The organism is bacterium, assembly GCA_030652805.1.
Classification (GTDB): domain Bacteria; phylum JAHJDO01; class JAHJDO01; order JAHJDO01; family JAHJDO01; genus JAHJDO01.
On the sequence record JAUSPT010000032.1, the window covers coordinates 15,743 to 32,370 of the forward strand.

Annotated in this window: 16 protein-coding genes and 1 other RNA gene; 11 read left to right on the top strand and 6 right to left on the bottom strand. The window is 38.0% G+C overall.

Going from position 1 to position 16,628, the window contains the following annotated elements; translation table 11 throughout:
• Window positions 1-37 precede the first annotated feature (37 nt).
• The 5 genes from Q7J67_02580 to yqeK all read right to left on the bottom strand — a co-directional run bounded on the left by Q7J67_02580 (window position 38) and on the right by yqeK (window position 6,087).
• Window positions 38-871: a hypothetical protein gene (locus Q7J67_02580; protein MDO9464168.1), complete on the bottom strand. Its 834-nt coding sequence runs from the start codon at window positions 869-871 to the stop codon at window positions 38-40.
• Between the two features lie 264 nt (window positions 872-1,135).
• The gene (locus tag Q7J67_02585; protein ID MDO9464169.1) at window positions 1,136-2,362 is read right to left on the bottom strand and encodes an aminotransferase class I/II-fold pyridoxal phosphate-dependent enzyme; all 1,227 of its coding nucleotides are present in this window, start codon (window positions 2,360-2,362) and stop codon (window positions 1,136-1,138) included.
• A 70-nt stretch (window positions 2,363-2,432) separates the two neighbouring features.
• On the bottom strand, window positions 2,433-3,821 hold the full coding sequence (gene lpdA / locus Q7J67_02590) for a dihydrolipoyl dehydrogenase (GenBank protein ID MDO9464170.1): 1,389 nt from the start codon (window positions 3,819-3,821) through the stop codon (window positions 2,433-2,435).
• Window positions 3,822-3,835: 14 nt separating this feature from the next.
• Window positions 3,836-5,503 carry an arginine--tRNA ligase gene (gene argS / locus Q7J67_02595; protein MDO9464171.1) on the bottom strand — a complete coding sequence of 556 codons (1,668 nt, stop codon included), beginning with the start codon at window positions 5,501-5,503 and terminating at the stop codon, window positions 3,836-3,838.
• A complete protein-coding gene (gene yqeK / locus Q7J67_02600; GenBank protein MDO9464172.1) occupies window positions 5,500-6,087 on the bottom strand; it encodes a bis(5'-nucleosyl)-tetraphosphatase (symmetrical) YqeK in 588 nt (195 codons plus the stop codon). The genes argS and yqeK overlap by 4 nt, the downstream gene beginning before the upstream one ends.
• A gap of 69 nt (window positions 6,088-6,156) precedes the next feature.
• On the opposite strand from yqeK, the gene Q7J67_02605 reads away from it, so the two are divergent.
• The 11 genes from Q7J67_02605 to nadD are packed head-to-tail and all read left to right on the top strand — an operon-like array spanning window position 6,157 to window position 16,274.
• Entirely contained in the window at window positions 6,157-7,686 is a 1,530-nt protein-coding gene (locus Q7J67_02605; protein MDO9464173.1) for a glycosyltransferase family 39 protein, read from the top strand.
• Between the two features lie 55 nt (window positions 7,687-7,741).
• Window positions 7,742-8,737, top strand: a complete 996-nt coding sequence (gene pta / locus Q7J67_02610; GenBank protein ID MDO9464174.1) for a phosphate acetyltransferase — start codon at window positions 7,742-7,744, stop codon at window positions 8,735-8,737.
• Window positions 8,738-8,786: 49 nt separating this feature from the next.
• Window positions 8,787-8,972, top strand: a complete 186-nt coding sequence (gene rpmF, locus Q7J67_02615) for a 50S ribosomal protein L32 (protein ID MDO9464175.1) — start codon at window positions 8,787-8,789, stop codon at window positions 8,970-8,972.
• Between the two features lies 1 nt (window position 8,973).
• Window positions 8,974-9,960 carry a phosphate acyltransferase PlsX gene (gene plsX, locus Q7J67_02620; protein ID MDO9464176.1) on the top strand — a complete coding sequence of 329 codons (987 nt, stop codon included), beginning with the start codon at window positions 8,974-8,976 and terminating at the stop codon, window positions 9,958-9,960.
• A gap of 3 nt (window positions 9,961-9,963) precedes the next feature.
• Complete coding sequence (locus Q7J67_02625; GenBank protein ID MDO9464177.1) at window positions 9,964-10,953, top strand: beta-ketoacyl-ACP synthase III; 990 nt, start codon at window positions 9,964-9,966, stop codon at window positions 10,951-10,953.
• Window position 10,954: 1 nt separating this feature from the next.
• On the top strand, window positions 10,955-11,902 hold the full coding sequence (gene fabD / locus Q7J67_02630) for an ACP S-malonyltransferase (GenBank protein MDO9464178.1): 948 nt from the start codon (window positions 10,955-10,957) through the stop codon (window positions 11,900-11,902).
• A 12-nt stretch (window positions 11,903-11,914) separates the two neighbouring features.
• The gene (gene rplI, locus Q7J67_02635) at window positions 11,915-12,358 is read left to right on the top strand and encodes a 50S ribosomal protein L9 (GenBank protein ID MDO9464179.1); all 444 of its coding nucleotides are present in this window, start codon (window positions 11,915-11,917) and stop codon (window positions 12,356-12,358) included.
• Between the two features lies 1 nt (window position 12,359).
• Window positions 12,360-13,340, top strand: coding sequence for a GTPase ObgE (gene obgE, locus Q7J67_02640; GenBank protein MDO9464180.1), 981 nt, complete (start codon window positions 12,360-12,362; stop codon window positions 13,338-13,340).
• Complete coding sequence (gene proB / locus Q7J67_02645) at window positions 13,337-14,455, top strand: glutamate 5-kinase (GenBank protein MDO9464181.1); 1,119 nt, start codon at window positions 13,337-13,339, stop codon at window positions 14,453-14,455. Before obgE ends, proB begins: the two co-directional genes overlap by 4 nt.
• Entirely contained in the window at window positions 14,452-15,693 is a 1,242-nt protein-coding gene (locus Q7J67_02650) for a glutamate-5-semialdehyde dehydrogenase (protein MDO9464182.1), read from the top strand. The genes proB and Q7J67_02650 overlap by 4 nt, the downstream gene beginning before the upstream one ends.
• Entirely contained in the window at window positions 15,693-16,274 is a 582-nt protein-coding gene (nadD, locus tag Q7J67_02655) for a nicotinate-nucleotide adenylyltransferase (GenBank protein ID MDO9464183.1), read from the top strand. The genes Q7J67_02650 and nadD overlap by 1 nt, the downstream gene beginning before the upstream one ends.
• Here the strand turns inward: nadD and rnpB are convergent.
• Window positions 16,275-16,628, bottom strand: an RNA gene (rnpB, locus tag Q7J67_02660) — RNase P RNA component class A.

Consider the following 16,628-nt stretch of genomic DNA (forward strand, 5'->3'; position numbering starts at 1 on the left):
TAATTATTTTTTTATAACGTGCGTCTGAGGCGCGCTGTCAGGCGTCGCCTCCAACCGTCTTGTTAGAAGATCTTTTCTTGTCAGTTCTCGGCTCCAAGCACCAGAAATCATCCGTGATTCCCGCGCTCTCCAACATCTGGCTGGTTTTCTCAAAATCAATGTCATAGTGAGCGGTATGGCAGTCTGAACCGATGCTGAGACGAACTCCCTGCGATTTTAGTTCAGCCAGATATTCCAGGTATTGGGAGACAAATCCTTCTGGATAGTGTGGATTCAACAGATTTGCCCCGATATTGATTTCGACCGCCGTATTATGCTTGATCGCCGCTGCGGCGAACTCTCGATGCATGGATCTCGGAATCACGCTGAAGTCATCAAACCATGGTTCTGCTGGATAATTGTTATTTTCGTCTTTCCAGTGTCCCATCCACCACCAGGGATGTGCGACAATATCTACCAGGGGATGAGTTGCTAGAAACATGTTTTGTCTGTGATAATCTCGGATCACGGCCTTACGTTCCATCGGAACGTACATAGGCCAGTGTGTGCCGCCGATTACGTATTCGATCTGGTATTTCGCTATGTCTTCTGCAGTGATTCCTATCGCAAGGGAACATCCTTGTTGACCACCCGAACGCAAGCCGTAGACAGGCTTATCGTGCTGACCGCTCGCGATTTCGTCAAGTTCCCATTGCGACACACAACTCGCCTCAACCCCGAAATGAAAACGAGAGGAAGGGGCGGTGAACAGGAATTCCTCTCGAGACCTGGCAATATCGGCCAGGTTGTACGGAGTGTGCAAATGATCCGTTAATCCAAAATCGCAAATATCCTTTTCCTCTGCTTCACGAACAAGATCTGAGACTGTCATGCAAGCCCCGTCGCATGAGTTCTGTGAATGGATGTGCCAGTCGGATACCAACTTCATTCCGTCGACCTTCTAACATTAATCAGTGAACATTTAGTTCTACTTTAATATTACCATAGCTCAGATTGCTTCGTCGTTCCAAAAGATTTCTGAACTTTGCAGCAAAATTATATTTCAACTTATACAAACGCAAGAATAATTGCAATAGAGAGCATTGACATCATGGTAGAGGTTACAATAATACTGCCATTATAAAGGACGCTGCTTTTAATCAAAACGTTTGATGGTCTTTGCGAAGATTTCCGCTTGACGATCCGCTTCAACAGTATCAAAATAATTGGTTTTCAGCATGATGATCCATGGCTGGATTTTCTCCCAGACAGGACAACTTCCACGCTCATAGCGGGGTAGCTTGCCTGCGAGCTGAGGATAACGATCCTTGTTCTCATCAACGGACTTGTTCAGGTTTGCGAAAACAGGTTCAAGATGAACAGGTTGATATGATCCGTAAAAACCGTCGCCTCCAAGCTCAATAAAAGTGGCTAAGAAGTCTGACCACACAATATCATTACGCGTGATCCTTGCTGCGTAGTTCCAGTAAGCATTGACGTACCCTTCTGGGTTTTTCTGAGGAACAATCCACTCACAGTCATTAACGACACTGTCAAATACATTAGCGCTGTATGTGCGCATCTTTGCCAGTTCATCGATACGCTCAAGTTCAGCTAGCGCTACCGCAGCGGCTATTTCAGGCAGACGCTGGTTCCAGCCTATACTATCGTGTCTCTGGTAATTCGGTTGGCAACGCAACTGTTCCGAGACTACATTATCGCCCGGTTTAAGAGTAAGATCTTTAAATCCAATGGTAGCTGCCTTCCTAGCCGCAAGCGCCAGTGTATCATCTGAACAGATCAAGATACCGCCGTCACCGCAGGTCAGTGTTTTAGAAGACTGAAAACTGAAGCTGGCAAAATGGCCGATGGAGCCGGTTACGCGTCCTTTGTAGTAACCCAATATGCTCTGAGCATTGTCTTCAATAACAACAAGGTTATGCTCTTCGGCTAATTCCATGATTGGATCCATATCAGCTGGCAATCCACAGATGGAAACAGGAATAATTGCTCGTGTTCGTGGCGTTATGTGCTTGCGGATGGCGTCTATACTGATAGTCCATGTATCAGGATCTACGTCAACAATTATCGGAATAGCATTGCAGTGCAACACTGCCGCCGGAGTTGAAAACACAGTAAAAGTCGGAACAATTACCTCATCACCAACCCCAACGCCTGCGGCCATAAGCGCGCTCTGCATTGTAGCAGTGCCGTTGCAGTGAGCTATGCCGTAAGTCTGTCCGAAACGTTCCGCAAATTCACGCTCGAGCCTAGCAGTCATGCCCACAGAATGGGAATTGTGAAATCCAAAATCAAGAACTTGTTTCACATATTCATAGGACTTTGGTGCAACACGCGGGATCCTTTTGGGTAAATTAGCCATAAGACAATTCTCCTTTCTCTTATTATCTATTTAATAACCTAACAATTGATATACAAACCAAAAAATCAATTCAGTGCTTTTTAGGCAAACTTATAGCAATATTATCTACATCCTCTGCTGCTTCCATAACTGCCTCAGACAGTGTTGGATGTGCATGGATTGTTTCTGCAAGTTCCCTGTATGTACATTCAGCCTTTATTGCTAGCACACACTCAGCGATCAGTTCTGTTGCATGAGGAGCAATCATTCTCACTCCCAAAATCTCATCCGTATCCTTGTCAGCTATAATTTTAACCAAGCCTTCTGTCTCTCCTATACACATTGCTTTCCCACTTGCCATTAGAGGGAATCTGCCTATCTTTATCTCATGAGTTTCTTTTGCTTTTTGCTCAGTTAAACCAACTCCTGCTACTTCAGGATCTGTATAAACACAGGATGGTATAGCCTTATAATCCATTTTTGAATCCATACCCATTATATGCTCCACAGCCACAATTCCCTCCTTTGAAGCAACATGCGCAAGCATAGGGCCTGGCGTAATATCTCCTACCGCATAAATATGTGGAATATTTGTCTGCATATACTCATTTACAAGAATTCTATTTTTATCCAGTTTTATTTGATTCTCTTCTAATCCAATTCCAGAAATATTTGAACTCCTTCCAACAGCAACAAGCACTCTATCTACTTCAAATGTCTTATCTCCTGACAAATATACATTTGCTGCAGAGTCTCTTTTCTCTACTTTATTAACTTTTGTCTGAGTAAAAACTTCAATGCCTTTCTTTTTAAAAATGTTCTCAAGCTTACCTGCAATTTCATTATCTTCTTCCGGTAGTATATGAGTCATCATCTCAACTAGTCTTACTTTGACTCCAAAAGAATTGAAAATATCTGCAAATTCACAACCAATAACACCTGCGCCTATTATTAAAATACTTCCGGGCAGATTCTCACAAGAAAGAACCTCTCTGCTTGTCTGGATTATCTCCCCATCTGTTGGAATATTAGCCAATTTCATAGGTTCTGAACCAGTTGCTATTATTATATTATCTGTCTCTACTTCAAATTGTTCAGAATTATCTGTTGCTTTTATTATTCCTGAAGATGCAATTTCTCCTTTCCCTTTTATTATTTTAATATCATTACTCTTAAACAAAAATTCTATACCCTTTGTTAGCCTGTTAACAATCTGATTCTTTCTATTTATTATCTTTTCATAATTCAAGGTTATATCAGAAATATTTATGCCAAAATTTTCTGTATTTTTAAAAGTCCTATATATCTTTGCAGAATGAAGAATAGCTTTTGTGGGAATACATCCTCTGTTAAGACATGTTCCTCCAAGCACTCCATCCTTTTCAACAACACAAACCTTTGCTCCTAACTGCGCTGCTCTTATCGCCGCAACATAACCACCAGGTCCTCCACCAATTATTCCAATATCATATTTTGCCATTATTCTTTCCCCTTTCACATTTTCTCAGGCGCAGATATGCCAAGAAGCCTGAGTCCATTTGCCAGCACAATTCTGCTAGATTTAACAATCAACAACCTTGCAACTGTCAATTCTTTATTTTCAGTAACAACACGGTGTTTATTATAAAAATTATGAAATATCCCAGCAAGTTTTAGTAAATATCCTGCTATTCTGTGAGGTGCGTAAGTCAGAGCGCTGATTTCGCATATATCTTTAAATCCAGCCAATGTCTTTGCTAATTCAATTTCCTCAGGCTTATTTAGAAGCTCTGTATTGACTTTATCCGTTTGTCCTATATCAATTTTATCCTCTTCAGAATGTTTTAATATATTACATATCCTTGCATGCGCATACTGGATATAATAAACAGGATTTTTAGAAGACTTTTCCTTTGCCAGATTTAAATCAAAATCAAGATGACTGCTCTGAGTTCTCATAAGAAAAAAGAATCTGGCAGCATCTTTGCCGACCTCCGCTACTAAATCTCTCATTGTCTCAAACCTGCCAGCTCTTTTAGACATTTTAATTTTCTCTCCACTGCGCATAAGATTAACCTGCTGAACTATAAAAACATCCAGCCATTTCTCATCAATACCCAATGCCTTCATAGCCGTTTTTAATTTTGCTATATGCCCGTGATGATCGGGGCCCATAAAATCAATGGCTTTATCAAATCCCCTCTCAAACTTATCAAGATGATATGCAATGTCCGCCAGAAAATAAGTTGGCGCTCCATTTTTTTTGATTAAAACTCTGTCTTCGTCGTCACCAAACTTTGTTGATTGAAACCACTCTGCATTATCTTTTTCGTATGTAAAACCACGCTCTTCTAATTTTTTCAAAGCATTAGTAATTTTGTCTGAATCATGAAGTGTTTTCTCGCTGAACCACTTATCAAACTTAACTCCAAAATCCTCCACATCGCGCTTTTGGTCGCCTAATATCCTTGAAAGATAAAAACTCCTGCATCTATTTTTCACATCATCATCTCTCTTGTTCAGCAAGCTCTTGCCATATTCTTTATCCAGTTCTTCTGCCATATCCTTTACGTAGTCACCATGATAGCCTTCTTCCGGAAATGGAAAATCGGGATTGTATATCTGTTTATACCTTGCAATAAGAGATTCAACAAATCTTGAAACCTGTTCTCCTGCATCGTTTATATAAAATTCCCTTTTTACGTCATATCCATTAAACGAGAGAATATTGCACAAACTATCGCCAATAGACGCGGCTCTTGCGCTCACTACATTAAGGGGCCCGGTGGGATTTGACCCTACAAATTCCACAAGGATCTTTTTCCCCTCTCCCGTATTACTTCTGCCATAATTCTCTCCTGCCAAAACAACTTCTTTAAAGATATCTATCCAGAACTTCTTGCTGATGTAAAAATTTATAAATCCAGGTTTAACCAGCAGAACTTTATCTATTAATAAATCTTTAGACAAGGACTGCTGAATATTTTTACATAACTCTTCACCTATACTAATTGGAGATTCTTTAAATTTATGCGAGTGCATCATTGCTGCGTTTGTTGAAAAATCACCAAATTTCTCATCTTTTGTTCTTTCTACTGAAACAAGCAGACCTCGGATAGAATATATTTTTTCAATACTTTCTTGAACTATTTTTATTATGTGTGTTTTCGCTTTGTTAATCACTTCTTTTTCTCTTTTCCCAGAAACCAGTTTAATGCTTTAACTGACCTTGGATGAATTAGCACCTTTTTCTTTACTAAATATGGAATCTTCTTTCTTAGAATAAAAAGCATTGCTCTATCTATATCTTTCTCTGCTGCTTTTCTTGCATCTACTACTCCTTTATGACCTCTGGCTAATTCTATGAAATCTGCTACATATATAATTTTTGCGACATCGGACATCTTAGGAGCTGCTGTTGTATGATATCTTATTGCGCTTAATATTTGAGGGGCTGTTATTCCAAAAAGAACACTGGTGAGCTTACTGCCAACTGGAGCATGAAGCAGGGACTCTGTCCTTAATTCAAGTTTATCAACAGGAATTTTATATTTTTGAACATTATACACCAGTTCATTATATGACATTGATTTTGCGCAATCATGAAGAAGAGCTGCAAGCTCGACCTTCTTCTCTGAAGCACCAAATCTTTTTGCCAAGTCTAGTGCGGTTTCACATGTTGAAAGAGAATGAGCATATATTTGGTCATTAAGCATTCTTCTGAGTTTCTTCTTAATATTGTCCATAGCTATTAATAAATCATTCACGGCATTATATCATTTTGTTAGTATAAGGCAATATTGTAATGGAATCACCTATCTGCTAATATAATCAAGATGAAAAAAGCTTATATATACATAGGTCTTTGCATCTTTCTTCTTACCTTCATCTCAAGTGTGCTTACTGTTGTGGATTATGGTATAACCTGGGATGAACCAATCTATATTTCCTACATTCTTCATCAGATTGATTGGCTAATTTCTCCACATCCTTTCTTGGAAAGCACAATAGAAAAATTCTGGCAATTTGAACCACATCCACCTCTTGTAAAATATGTTATGAGTGGAGGTTTATTATTGCTGCATAAATCCATTGGCATTCTATACGCTTGTAGGATACCTATGTGCCTATTATTCTCTCTTCTTATAACCGCTGTTTATTTCTTTAGTTTAAGATACTACAATATTCATACTGCTCTTTTTTCCTCTTTATCATTATTCTTAATGCCACGTGTTTTTGCGCATGGACATTTTGCAGTATATGATGTCCCTATTGCTCTAGCCTGGTTTATTGTGACCTGGGCATTTATCAAGGGAACTAATTCCCTGAAATGGAGTATATTTGTCGGTCTACTATGTGGACTTGCTTTATTAACAAAGGAGAACGCAGTATTTTTAATAATCCCTCTTTTATTGTGGGGACAAATATATAGAAGAAAATTTTATGCGAGGAATATATTCTTTATCTTTCTTCTTTCCCCTATAGTACTTATAGCACTCTGGCCAAGACTATGGTACGACCCTTTTTCTAATATTATTAAGTTTTATATGTATCATGTTAAACATAATCCTGTTAATGTTTTTTATCTTGGAAAAACCTATGGTACACAACTTGCTCCCTGGCACTATCCAGTCCTCCTTTTGCTAACAACCGTTCCCTCTGCAACGCTCTTATTATCAATCTACGGAATCCACGCATATATCAAAAAACATCTTAAAGATGAAATTTTAGGCATTGTCATTATAAATATTCTATTTTTATTAATACTAATGTCATTACCAATAGCCAAAAAATATGACGGCATAAGACTTTTTATGCCTATATTCCCTTTTTTAGCTGTGCTTGCAGGCGTAGGATTCTCTGAACTATATAAGAGAATAAGCACATTTACTAAAACATATAAATTCTTAGCAAATGGACTTTACTTATTATTGCTTCCTGCACTAATAAGTCTGGCATGCATGCATCCATATCAAACATCCTATTACAACATGTTTATTGGTGGAATCAGAGGAGCACATAAACTGGGAATGGAAACTACTTACTGGGGAGACTGCATTACAGGGAAAACCATAAAATTTATAAATAATAATACTCCGAAAAATGGACGCATTATATTTTGTCCGGTTGGCAGTTTTGTACCAAGATACTATAAAGAAACAGGTCTGTTGAGAAAAGACATAGAAATAGCTGACATCAATGATGAGGATTTTGATTATCTGATTCTTTTGTCAAGACAGGGAATGTTTAATGACAAACTATGGGAAATATATAAACATGGGAAGCCGATATATGAAGTGTCTTATCAAGGAGTACCATTCTTAAAGATATACAAAAGAGATGTTCTTTTGCCCAAATCCTTTTGACAAAACTAGAGTGAGTTGATATAGTGTGAGACCTCTTAAAACAGGAAAATCTGATATGAATTTAATAGAAGAAATCAGAAATAAAGCAAAGTTTGACAGGAAAAGAATAGTCTTGCCTGAGTCACAGGATTTAAGAGTAATACAAGCTGCATCCATACTGGAAAAAGAGAAGATTGCTGACCCTATCCTATTAGGAAAAAGAGAGAATATAATTAAGGCAGCAAAACATGCCGGTATAAATATAGAAAACGTGAAAGTAATTGACCCAGAACAAAAAGTAACAGATGAAGATATTGAATTGTTTTATAATATGAGGAAACATAAAGGCATAAGTAAGGAAGATGCCTGTACACTAATTAAGCAGCCTCTATTATACGCTGCTTTGATGGTGAGAAAAGGCATGGCTGATGGTTCAGTAGCAGGAGCAGTAAATACTACTGCAAATACACTGCGCGCTGCAATATGGCTAATAGGCCCTGCAAATGGTATAAAAGTAGTCTCAAGCTGCTTTGTTATGATTGTTCCGGACTGCGTTTATGGGGAGCATGGTGTTTTTATATACGCTGATGCAGGTATCGTGCCAAATCCAACATCTGAAGAGCTTGCTAGTATTGCCATAGCATCCGCAAAAACAGCCCGTATGTTCATAAAATCTGAGCCAAGGGTTGCTATGCTCTCATTCTCAACAAAGGGAAGCGCATCTCATAGTCTTATTGATAAAGTAATAAAAGCTACTGAGCTTGCAAAAAAAATGTGTCCTGATTTACAAATTGACGGAGAGCTACAAGCAGATGCTGCTATTGTTCCAGAAGTTGCAAAAATAAAGGCTCCCCAAAGTAATGTTGCAGGAAAAGCTAATGTATTAGTATTCCCAAATTTAGAAACAGGAAATATATCGTATAAACTTACTCAGCGCTTGGCAAAAGCAGAAGCAATCGGCCTAATTCTTCAGGGACTTCGAAAGCCTGCTAATGATTTATCCAGAGGTTGCAGCACAAATGATATTGTTAATATGTCTGCTATTACAGCCATACAAGCTCACTCTGCATAGGATTAAGTTGTAAGTTAAATAAGTATTTAATGAAAAAAGGAGAATAACAGTGGCACTTCCAAAAAGGAAATTTTCAAAATCGAGACGGGATAAAAAACGCACGCATAAAAAGTTATCATTACCTGCAATGGCTACATGTTCACATTGTAGTCAGGTCAAATCTCCACACAGAGTTTGTCCTCATTGTGGGTACTATAATGGTAAAAAAATAATTGAAATGAAGAAGGCTTCATAATATGAAAATAGCAGTAGATGTTATGGGCTCTGATAAAGGGCCTTCTGTCGTTATACAAGGAGCGTTAGATGCTGCTAAAAAACAGACCTTTGACCTTGTGCTAGTTGGTGACGAGAAAATAATAAAAAGAGAGTTAATACAACATGGATATACGGGTTCTAATATCCAGATCAAACATGCGTCTGAAATCATAGCCATGCATGAACCTCCTTCTCAAGCTATTAGGCGAAAAAAAGATTCATCTATGATCAAAGCTGTAGTCTTGGTTAAAAATAAAGAGGCAGATGCTGTAGTATCAGCTGGCAATACAGGAGCATACATGGCATCCGCTACAATCTACATAAGGACAATAGAAAGTATAGAGCGCCCGGCAATCGCTATCTTGATGCCTACTCTAAGTGAAGCTTCCCTACTGCTTGATGTAGGCGCAAATGTGGACTGTAGCCCTTTGAATCTTTACCAATTTGCAATAATGGGAAATGAATACAGCAAGTATATCTTGAAAAAAGGAACTCCAAAAGTAGGTCTTTTAAACATTGGAGAGGAGGAACATAAAGGAAATGACTTAACAAAAAAAGCATATGAAGAACTAAAAAAAGCGCCAATTAACTTTGTTGGCAATGTAGAGGGAAGAGATATTTTTAATGGTAAAGTGGATGTTATTGTTTGTGATGGTTTTATTGGCAATATAATCCTTAAGGCTGCTGAAGGACTGGGAGAAAATATATATCTTAAACTACGCAATGAGCTGAAAAGTAATTTTCTCTCCAAAATTGGAGCTATGTTGAGTAGAGGAGCTTATAAGAATTTCAAAAAAAGTCTGAACTATGCGGAATATGGCGGCGCGCCTTTCCTTGGAATTAACGGTGTATGTATAAAAGCACATGGTAACTCCTCTTCTCTGGCCATCAAAAACAGCATTTTGGTAGCTGAAAAATTCGTAAACAACCGTGTTAATGAACATATAAAAGAGAGGTTAAAGAACTAAAAAATGGAGAATATTAAAGCAGGTATTTTAGGAACTGGTTTTTATGTGCCAGAAAAAATTCTTACGAATGCAGACCTTGAAAAAATGGTAGATACATCTGACGAATGGATTACAACAAGAACAGGGATAAAAGAAAGACATATAATTGATGATAAACACACTACCTCTGATTTGGCTATGTTTGCTTCTCAGGAAACTCTTAAAAATGCCGGCGTAGATGTCAAACAAATAGATTGTATTATTGTTGCCACTATAACCCCTGATATGCCATTCCCTTCCACTGCATGCATTCTTCAGGATAAAATAGGAGCTAAAACTGTGTGCGCATTTGATGTGAATGCAGCATGCTGCGGTTTTATTTATGCCTTAACAATGGCAAAAAATTTCGTTGAAAATAATACATTTACAAAAGTTTTAGTTGTCGCAGCAGACACACTTTCTAGAATCACAGATTGGACAGATCGTACAACCTGTGTGTTATTTGGAGACGGGGCAGGTGCTGCTGTTATTGGACGTGCTATAGATAACAAAAGAGTTATTCTGGACTCATACCTCGGAGCGGATGGTTCAGCCTGGGATTTATTGAATATGCCCGGTGGAGGTGCACAATTTCCCGCAACACATAAAACGATAGATGAAAGACTGCATTTTCTAAAAATGAGCGGAAATTCTGTTTTTAAACTTGCTGTTAGGGCAATGACAAATGCTGCAGAAACAGTACTTGCTAAATGCAAGCTAAAAAATGAAGACATAGATATTGTTATTCCCCATCAGGCGAACTTGAGAATTATAAACGCTCTAGCACGCAAACTCAACACTCCTCTGGAAAAAGTATGGATAAATGTTACAAGATATGGAAACGTCTCAGGCGCTTCTGTACCAATAGCAATGGCTGAAGCAGCTGCTTCGGGAAAATTAAAAGATGGACAGATAATACTTCTGGATGCTTTCGGCGCTGGTCTTACATGGGCATCAGCTGTTATAAGGTGGTAGAATGAAGAAAATCGCATATGTATTTCCTGGACAAGGTTCCCAATATGTTGGAATGGCAAAAGACTTCTACCATGATTATTCGTGTGCTAAAGATATTTTTCAATGCGCAAATAAAATTCTCAAATATGATATTGCAAAATTATGTTTTGAAGGCCCTATAGAAATTCTGAGCGCTACAGAGAATTGTCAACCAGCAATACTTACAGCGAGTATTGCCTGTTTGGTTGTGCTTGATGAACTTCTTAAAAGAGAATCTGTTTCTTCTGTTGCAGGCCACAGTTTGGGGGAATACTCTGCTTTGGTAGCCGCAAACGCATTGGATCTGGAATCCGCATTACTGCTTGTCAAAAAGAGAGGGCTTTTTATACAGGAATCATCTCAGCAATATCCGGGAACAATGGCAGCGATTATCGGATTAGATGTAAAACAAGTAAAAAATATTTGCAAGATCTCCTATAAATATGGAATTGTACAGATTGCCAATTACAATTGTCCAGGACAAATTGTCATATCAGGTGAACATAAAGCTGTTGATAAAGCAATAGAGGAAGCCATTTCTACAGGAGCTCGAAAAACAATCAAACTAGCGGTGAGCGGTCCATTTCATTCCTGTCTAATGCAATCCGCAGAGGAAAAATTATATGATGAACTGCAAAATTACGACGTTAAAAATGCAAATATTCCCATATATGCAAATGTTTCCGCAAAACCGATAACACAGCCCTCTGATATAAAAGAGGCATTGACTAAACAGATAACAGGTTCTGTACTATGGGAAGACTCAATTAAAAACATGATATCAGCAGGAATTAGTACATTTATCGAAGTAGGACCAAAGAGAGTATTATCAGGACTTATCTCAAGAATTGATAAGAACATCCAGGTTATTAATCTAAACGACGAACAAAGTCTGGATAAGACAAAAACCATTCTAAATAGTATGACGTGAGAGGAGATCAAAATGAAGGTTGTTTTAAAACAAGATATTGACAAGCTAGGAAGCACAGGGGATATAGTGAAAGTAGCAGACGGCTATGGCAGAAACTATCTATTACCACACGGATTAGCTCTTAAAGCAACTCCAGGTGCTGAGAAAGTTGCAGAACATATCAAAAAAGCTAAAGGCAGAAAAATACGGGAGGAAAAAGCAGGATTTGAAGAGATAGCAAAAAAACTTTCTAGTTTATCTTTAACAATTCCTGTTCAAGTTGGAGAAGATGAAAAAATGTATGGCTCTGTCACTTCTATTGATATTGCAAACATGCTAAAGCAAGAAGGAATAGAAATTGATAAGAAGAATATCTCATTAAAAGATCCAATTAAAAAGCTAGGTATCTTCAATATTCAGATCAAACTTCATCCAGAAGTAACAGCAGAAGTGAAAACGTGGGTAGTAAAGGCATAATTTGTTTATTGATAATGTTGTCATACATGTAAAAGCAGGAGACGGTGGTAATGGATGTGTAAGCTTCCGCAGAGAAAAATGTGTTCCAAAAGGCGGTCCTGACGGTGGAGACGGCGGAAAAGGCGGAGACATCATTATTGAAGCTGTCCCCAATCAAAGAACTCTTATCAGTTTTCTGCATAGAAAACACATCAAAGGCAAAAATGGCCAGCATGGCAAAGGCAAAAAAATGTTTGGCAGAAACAGTCCTGACATTTTGCTGGAAGTTCCTGTCGGAACGGTTATAAAAGAGAATAATCAAATCATAGCAGATCTATGTCATCAGAGTGACAAGATCATAGTTGCGCGTGGCGGAAGAGGAGGAAAAGGAAATGCCAAATTTTCCACATCTATCAGACGCGTTCCGCGAATCGCAGAAGAAGGCAAAGAAGGAGAAGAAAAGGATATTAGATTAGAGCTGCGCCTAATCGCTGATGTTGGGCTGGTTGGATATCCAAATTCAGGAAAATCCACTTTGCTTTCCCGCATATCACATGCCAGACCTAAAATAGCTGATTATCCATTTACCACTATAGAGCCGCTTTTAGGAGTTGTAAAAGTACACGACTCATCCTTTGTAGCTGCTGATATCCCTGGATTGATAGAAGGCGCAAGCAATGGGAAAGGCATGGGAAACAAGTTTTTGGCTCACATAAGCAGAACAAAAATCATTCTGCATCTTATTGATATGTCTGATGAAAACGCATATTCAAAATTTAATGCTATTAATAAGGAATTATCTCTATATAATTTAGGTGATCGAGCCCAAATAATAGTTGCTAATAAGATGGACATAATTACTGCACAAACCAACCTAAAAGATTTTAGAAAAAAGTTGCATTCAAAGGAGATATTTGCTATTTCTGCACTCACTGGAGAAGGAGTAAAAAAGTTAATCTATTACATTGATAAACTACTGAACAGTGAAGAGAGACAAATATGAATAGAAAAGAGCTAATCAAGAGTTCCAAGTGCATTGTTATTAAGATAGGTACATATGTGCTGACCTCAGACACTGGGTTAAATAGAACAAGAATATCCAATATTGCCGAAGAAATAGTGGAACTGCGAAAACAAAATATTAAAATAATTATTGTGTCCTCAGGTGCTATAGGCGCAGGCATGAAAGTTTTGGGCATTGGGAAGCATTCATTGACAATATCAAAAAAACAAGCTGTTGCTGCTGTAGGGCAGAATGAGCTAATGCATACTTATAAAGAAATCTTCGGAAAAAGAGGATATCATACTGCGCAGATTCTGCTCACAAGAGATGACTTTAAGTCCAGACTTAGATACCTCAATATACGTAATACAATAATGGAACTATTTAAAGCGAATGTTATTCCTATTGTTAATGAAAACGACACTGTTGCAACTGAGGAAATTAAGTTTGGGGATAACGATACTCTTTCTGCACTTGTTGCTAATCTCTTAGATGCAGACCTTTTAATTATGCTTTCTAATATTGATGGACTGTTTACTGTTGATCCCCAAAAAAGTAAGCAAGCTTTTCTTATATCTGAAGTCGATAAAATCCGATCTAAAATAGAGTCGTATGCTTCTGACTCAAAAACAGGGGTTGGAGGCATGTTGACAAAAATAACTGCAGCCAAAATGGGAACACAGTCAGGGGTGACTGTAATAATAGCTAATGGGCTTAAAAAAAATATTGTCTCTAGAATAATGAATGGAGAAAAAATTGGCACGATCTTTCTCCCAAAAATTGACAAAAGAAAAACAGGCCGAAAAAAATGGATAGCATTTGCTCATTATATAAGAGGGACAATTATTGTTGATAAAGGAGCAAAACAAGTTTTAATAAACAAAGGCAAGAGCCTTTTATCCACAGGCATTATTGCCTCAAAAGGAAAATATAACATAGGAGACGTAGTTGGAATTGCTGATGCCAGAGGCAGTGAATTTGCGAGAGGACTGGTTAATTATTCAGATAAAGATGTAGCAAAAATTAAAGGGAATAAGACTTCCCAAATCGAAAGCATACTCGGTTATAAGTCTTATGATGAAGTAATACACAGGGATAATCTGGTGATATTATGATAAGAAAAATCGCTCAGCATGCAAAAGATGCGTCAAGAGTGTTGGCAATTCTTTCAACAGAAGAAAAAAATAAAGCCCTTCTGGCTATTGCCAATGGTGTTAAAAAAAACAAATCTAAAATTTTATCTGCAAATATCATTGATATCAAACGTGCAAAGGGAAACAACCTGTCCCCTGCTTTAATAGACCGTCTAACTTTAACTCCACAGCGAATAGAAAATATTTGCAACGCCTTGGGGCAACTAACTAAACTCCCAGACCCTGTTGGCAGAATACTTAGCAAGACAACCAGGTCAAATAAATTAAGAATAGAAAAGGTAAGCGTACCTATTGGAGTTATTGGTATAATCTATGAATCTCGGCCTAATGTCACTGTGGACGCAGCAAGCCTTTGTCTAAAAGCTGGTAACGCTGTAATCCTTCGCGGAGGAAAAGAATCTATAAATTCAAATATTGCTTTATATCAAATAATGATAAATAGTCTGCGAAAAACAAAAGTTCCTCCTAGTTCCATTCAAATGATAAAAAGCACTGATCGTAAAATGGTGAATCGCATGTTAAAAATGGATAAATATATTGATCTTATAATTCCGCGCGGAGGTGCTGGCCTTATACAATTTGTTGCTAAAAATTCTACTATTCCTGTAATTAAACATAGTGACGGAATATGTCACACTTATGTTGATAAACATGCAGATATTGATATTGCAAAAACTGTATGTTTCAATGCGAAAGTCCAGCGTCCGGGAGTATGCAATGCAATGGAGACGCTTCTTGTTCATAAAGATATTGCCAAGGTCTTTCTGCCTCAGATGATAGATATGTTCAGGAATGCAGGCGTTGAAATAAGAGGCTGTAGAAAAACCAAAGAAATTGCCCCTGAGATAAAACTAGCAAAGGAGAAAGATTGGTCAACTGAATATCTTGACTTAATACTTTCCATCAAGATAGTGTCCGCAGAACAAGAGGCAATCAATCACATTAATACATATGGATCCTGCCATTCTGACGCTATAATTACAAAAGATAGTTCATCTGCAGATAGGTTTCTGAAAGAAGTAGATTCTGCTACTGTATATGTCAATTCATCTACTCGATTTACTGATGGTGGCGAATTTGGATTAGGCGCTGAAATTGGTATAAGTACAGGCAAGCTGCATGCCAGAGGACCTATGGGATTGGAAGAACTCACAACTTACAAATACCTTATATTTGGCAATGGCCAGGTGCGAATATAATGCGCATTGGTATTATGGGCGGTACTTTTAATCCCATTCATTATGGGCATCTTGTAAGCGCTTCCGAAGTTTGCAGCAAATTCAAGCTGGACAAGGTAATATTTGTTCCTTCATCCATTAATCCACTCAAAAACACATCCAATCTTGTCGGAGCTCATCATCGTCTTAAGATGATAAAATTGGCAATAGCCGATAATCCCCGGTTTGAGGATTCAGACATTGAAATAAAAAGAGGAGGCGCATCCTATACTATAGATACGATTAAAACATTTGTAAAAAAATATGGCAAAGATGTTAATATATATTTCATAATAGGCACAGATGCTTTTTTGGAAATAAATAGCTGGGCATCTCCTGATGCGCTTTTAAGAATGTGCAAGTTCATAGTAACAACCCGTCCAGGATATGATATTAAAGAGGCAAAACTTGTTTTTAAGAAGTATATTGAAATAATGAAGATTACCTATCTTAAAATCTCTTCTTCTGATATTCGAGAGAGGATAAAATCCGGTACTCCGATAAGATACCTATTGCCCAAGAAGGTTGAAGATTATATACAAAAACATGAACTGTATAAATAAAAAACAAGCAGGTCTATAAGCCGGATTCTGTAGCAGTTGACCATCTATCTTGTACCGACATTGCTATCGGTCTCTAGCGGCCTACCCAAGGGTTAAATTGAGACGAGCAGCCTCTTCCCTCTTACTTAGCCTTTCTCCAGATGGGGTTTGCCATGCGCCTGACATTACCATCAGACCGGTGTGCTCTTACCACACCATTTCAACTTTTCCAAGTGTCTAATTAGACACTTGGAAGTTTGCTTTCTGCTGCACTTTCCTCGGAATTGCTTCCATCCTATGTTACAGGACATCTTGCTTTCTGGAGCCCGGACTTTCCTCCCCGACATACATCGAGGCGGTCAACCGACCTGCTTG

Excerpts from the sequence above, each read along its gene's own strand:
- Q7J67_02580 (MDO9464168.1), bottom strand. The coding sequence starts at position 871 with ATGACAGTCTCAGATCTTGTTCGTGAAGCAGAGGAAAAGGATATTTGC.
- Q7J67_02585 (MDO9464169.1), bottom strand. The coding sequence starts at position 2,362 with ATGGCTAATTTACCCAAAAGGATCCCGCGTGTTGCACCAAAGTCCTAT.
- lpdA (MDO9464170.1), bottom strand. The coding sequence starts at position 3,821 with ATGGCAAAATATGATATTGGAATAATTGGTGGAGGACCTGGTGGTTAT.
- Q7J67_02605 (MDO9464173.1), top strand. The coding sequence starts at position 6,157 with ATGAAAAAAGCTTATATATACATAGGTCTTTGCATCTTTCTTCTTACC.
- pta (MDO9464174.1), top strand. The coding sequence starts at position 7,742 with ATGAATTTAATAGAAGAAATCAGAAATAAAGCAAAGTTTGACAGGAAA.
- plsX (MDO9464176.1), top strand. The coding sequence starts at position 8,974 with ATGAAAATAGCAGTAGATGTTATGGGCTCTGATAAAGGGCCTTCTGTC.
- Q7J67_02625 (MDO9464177.1), top strand. The coding sequence starts at position 9,964 with ATGGAGAATATTAAAGCAGGTATTTTAGGAACTGGTTTTTATGTGCCA.
- fabD (MDO9464178.1), top strand. The coding sequence starts at position 10,955 with ATGAAGAAAATCGCATATGTATTTCCTGGACAAGGTTCCCAATATGTT.
- rplI (MDO9464179.1), top strand. The coding sequence starts at position 11,915 with ATGAAGGTTGTTTTAAAACAAGATATTGACAAGCTAGGAAGCACAGGG.
- proB (MDO9464181.1), top strand. The coding sequence starts at position 13,337 with ATGAATAGAAAAGAGCTAATCAAGAGTTCCAAGTGCATTGTTATTAAG.
- Q7J67_02650 (MDO9464182.1), top strand. The coding sequence starts at position 14,452 with ATGATAAGAAAAATCGCTCAGCATGCAAAAGATGCGTCAAGAGTGTTG.
- nadD (MDO9464183.1), top strand. The coding sequence starts at position 15,693 with ATGCGCATTGGTATTATGGGCGGTACTTTTAATCCCATTCATTATGGG.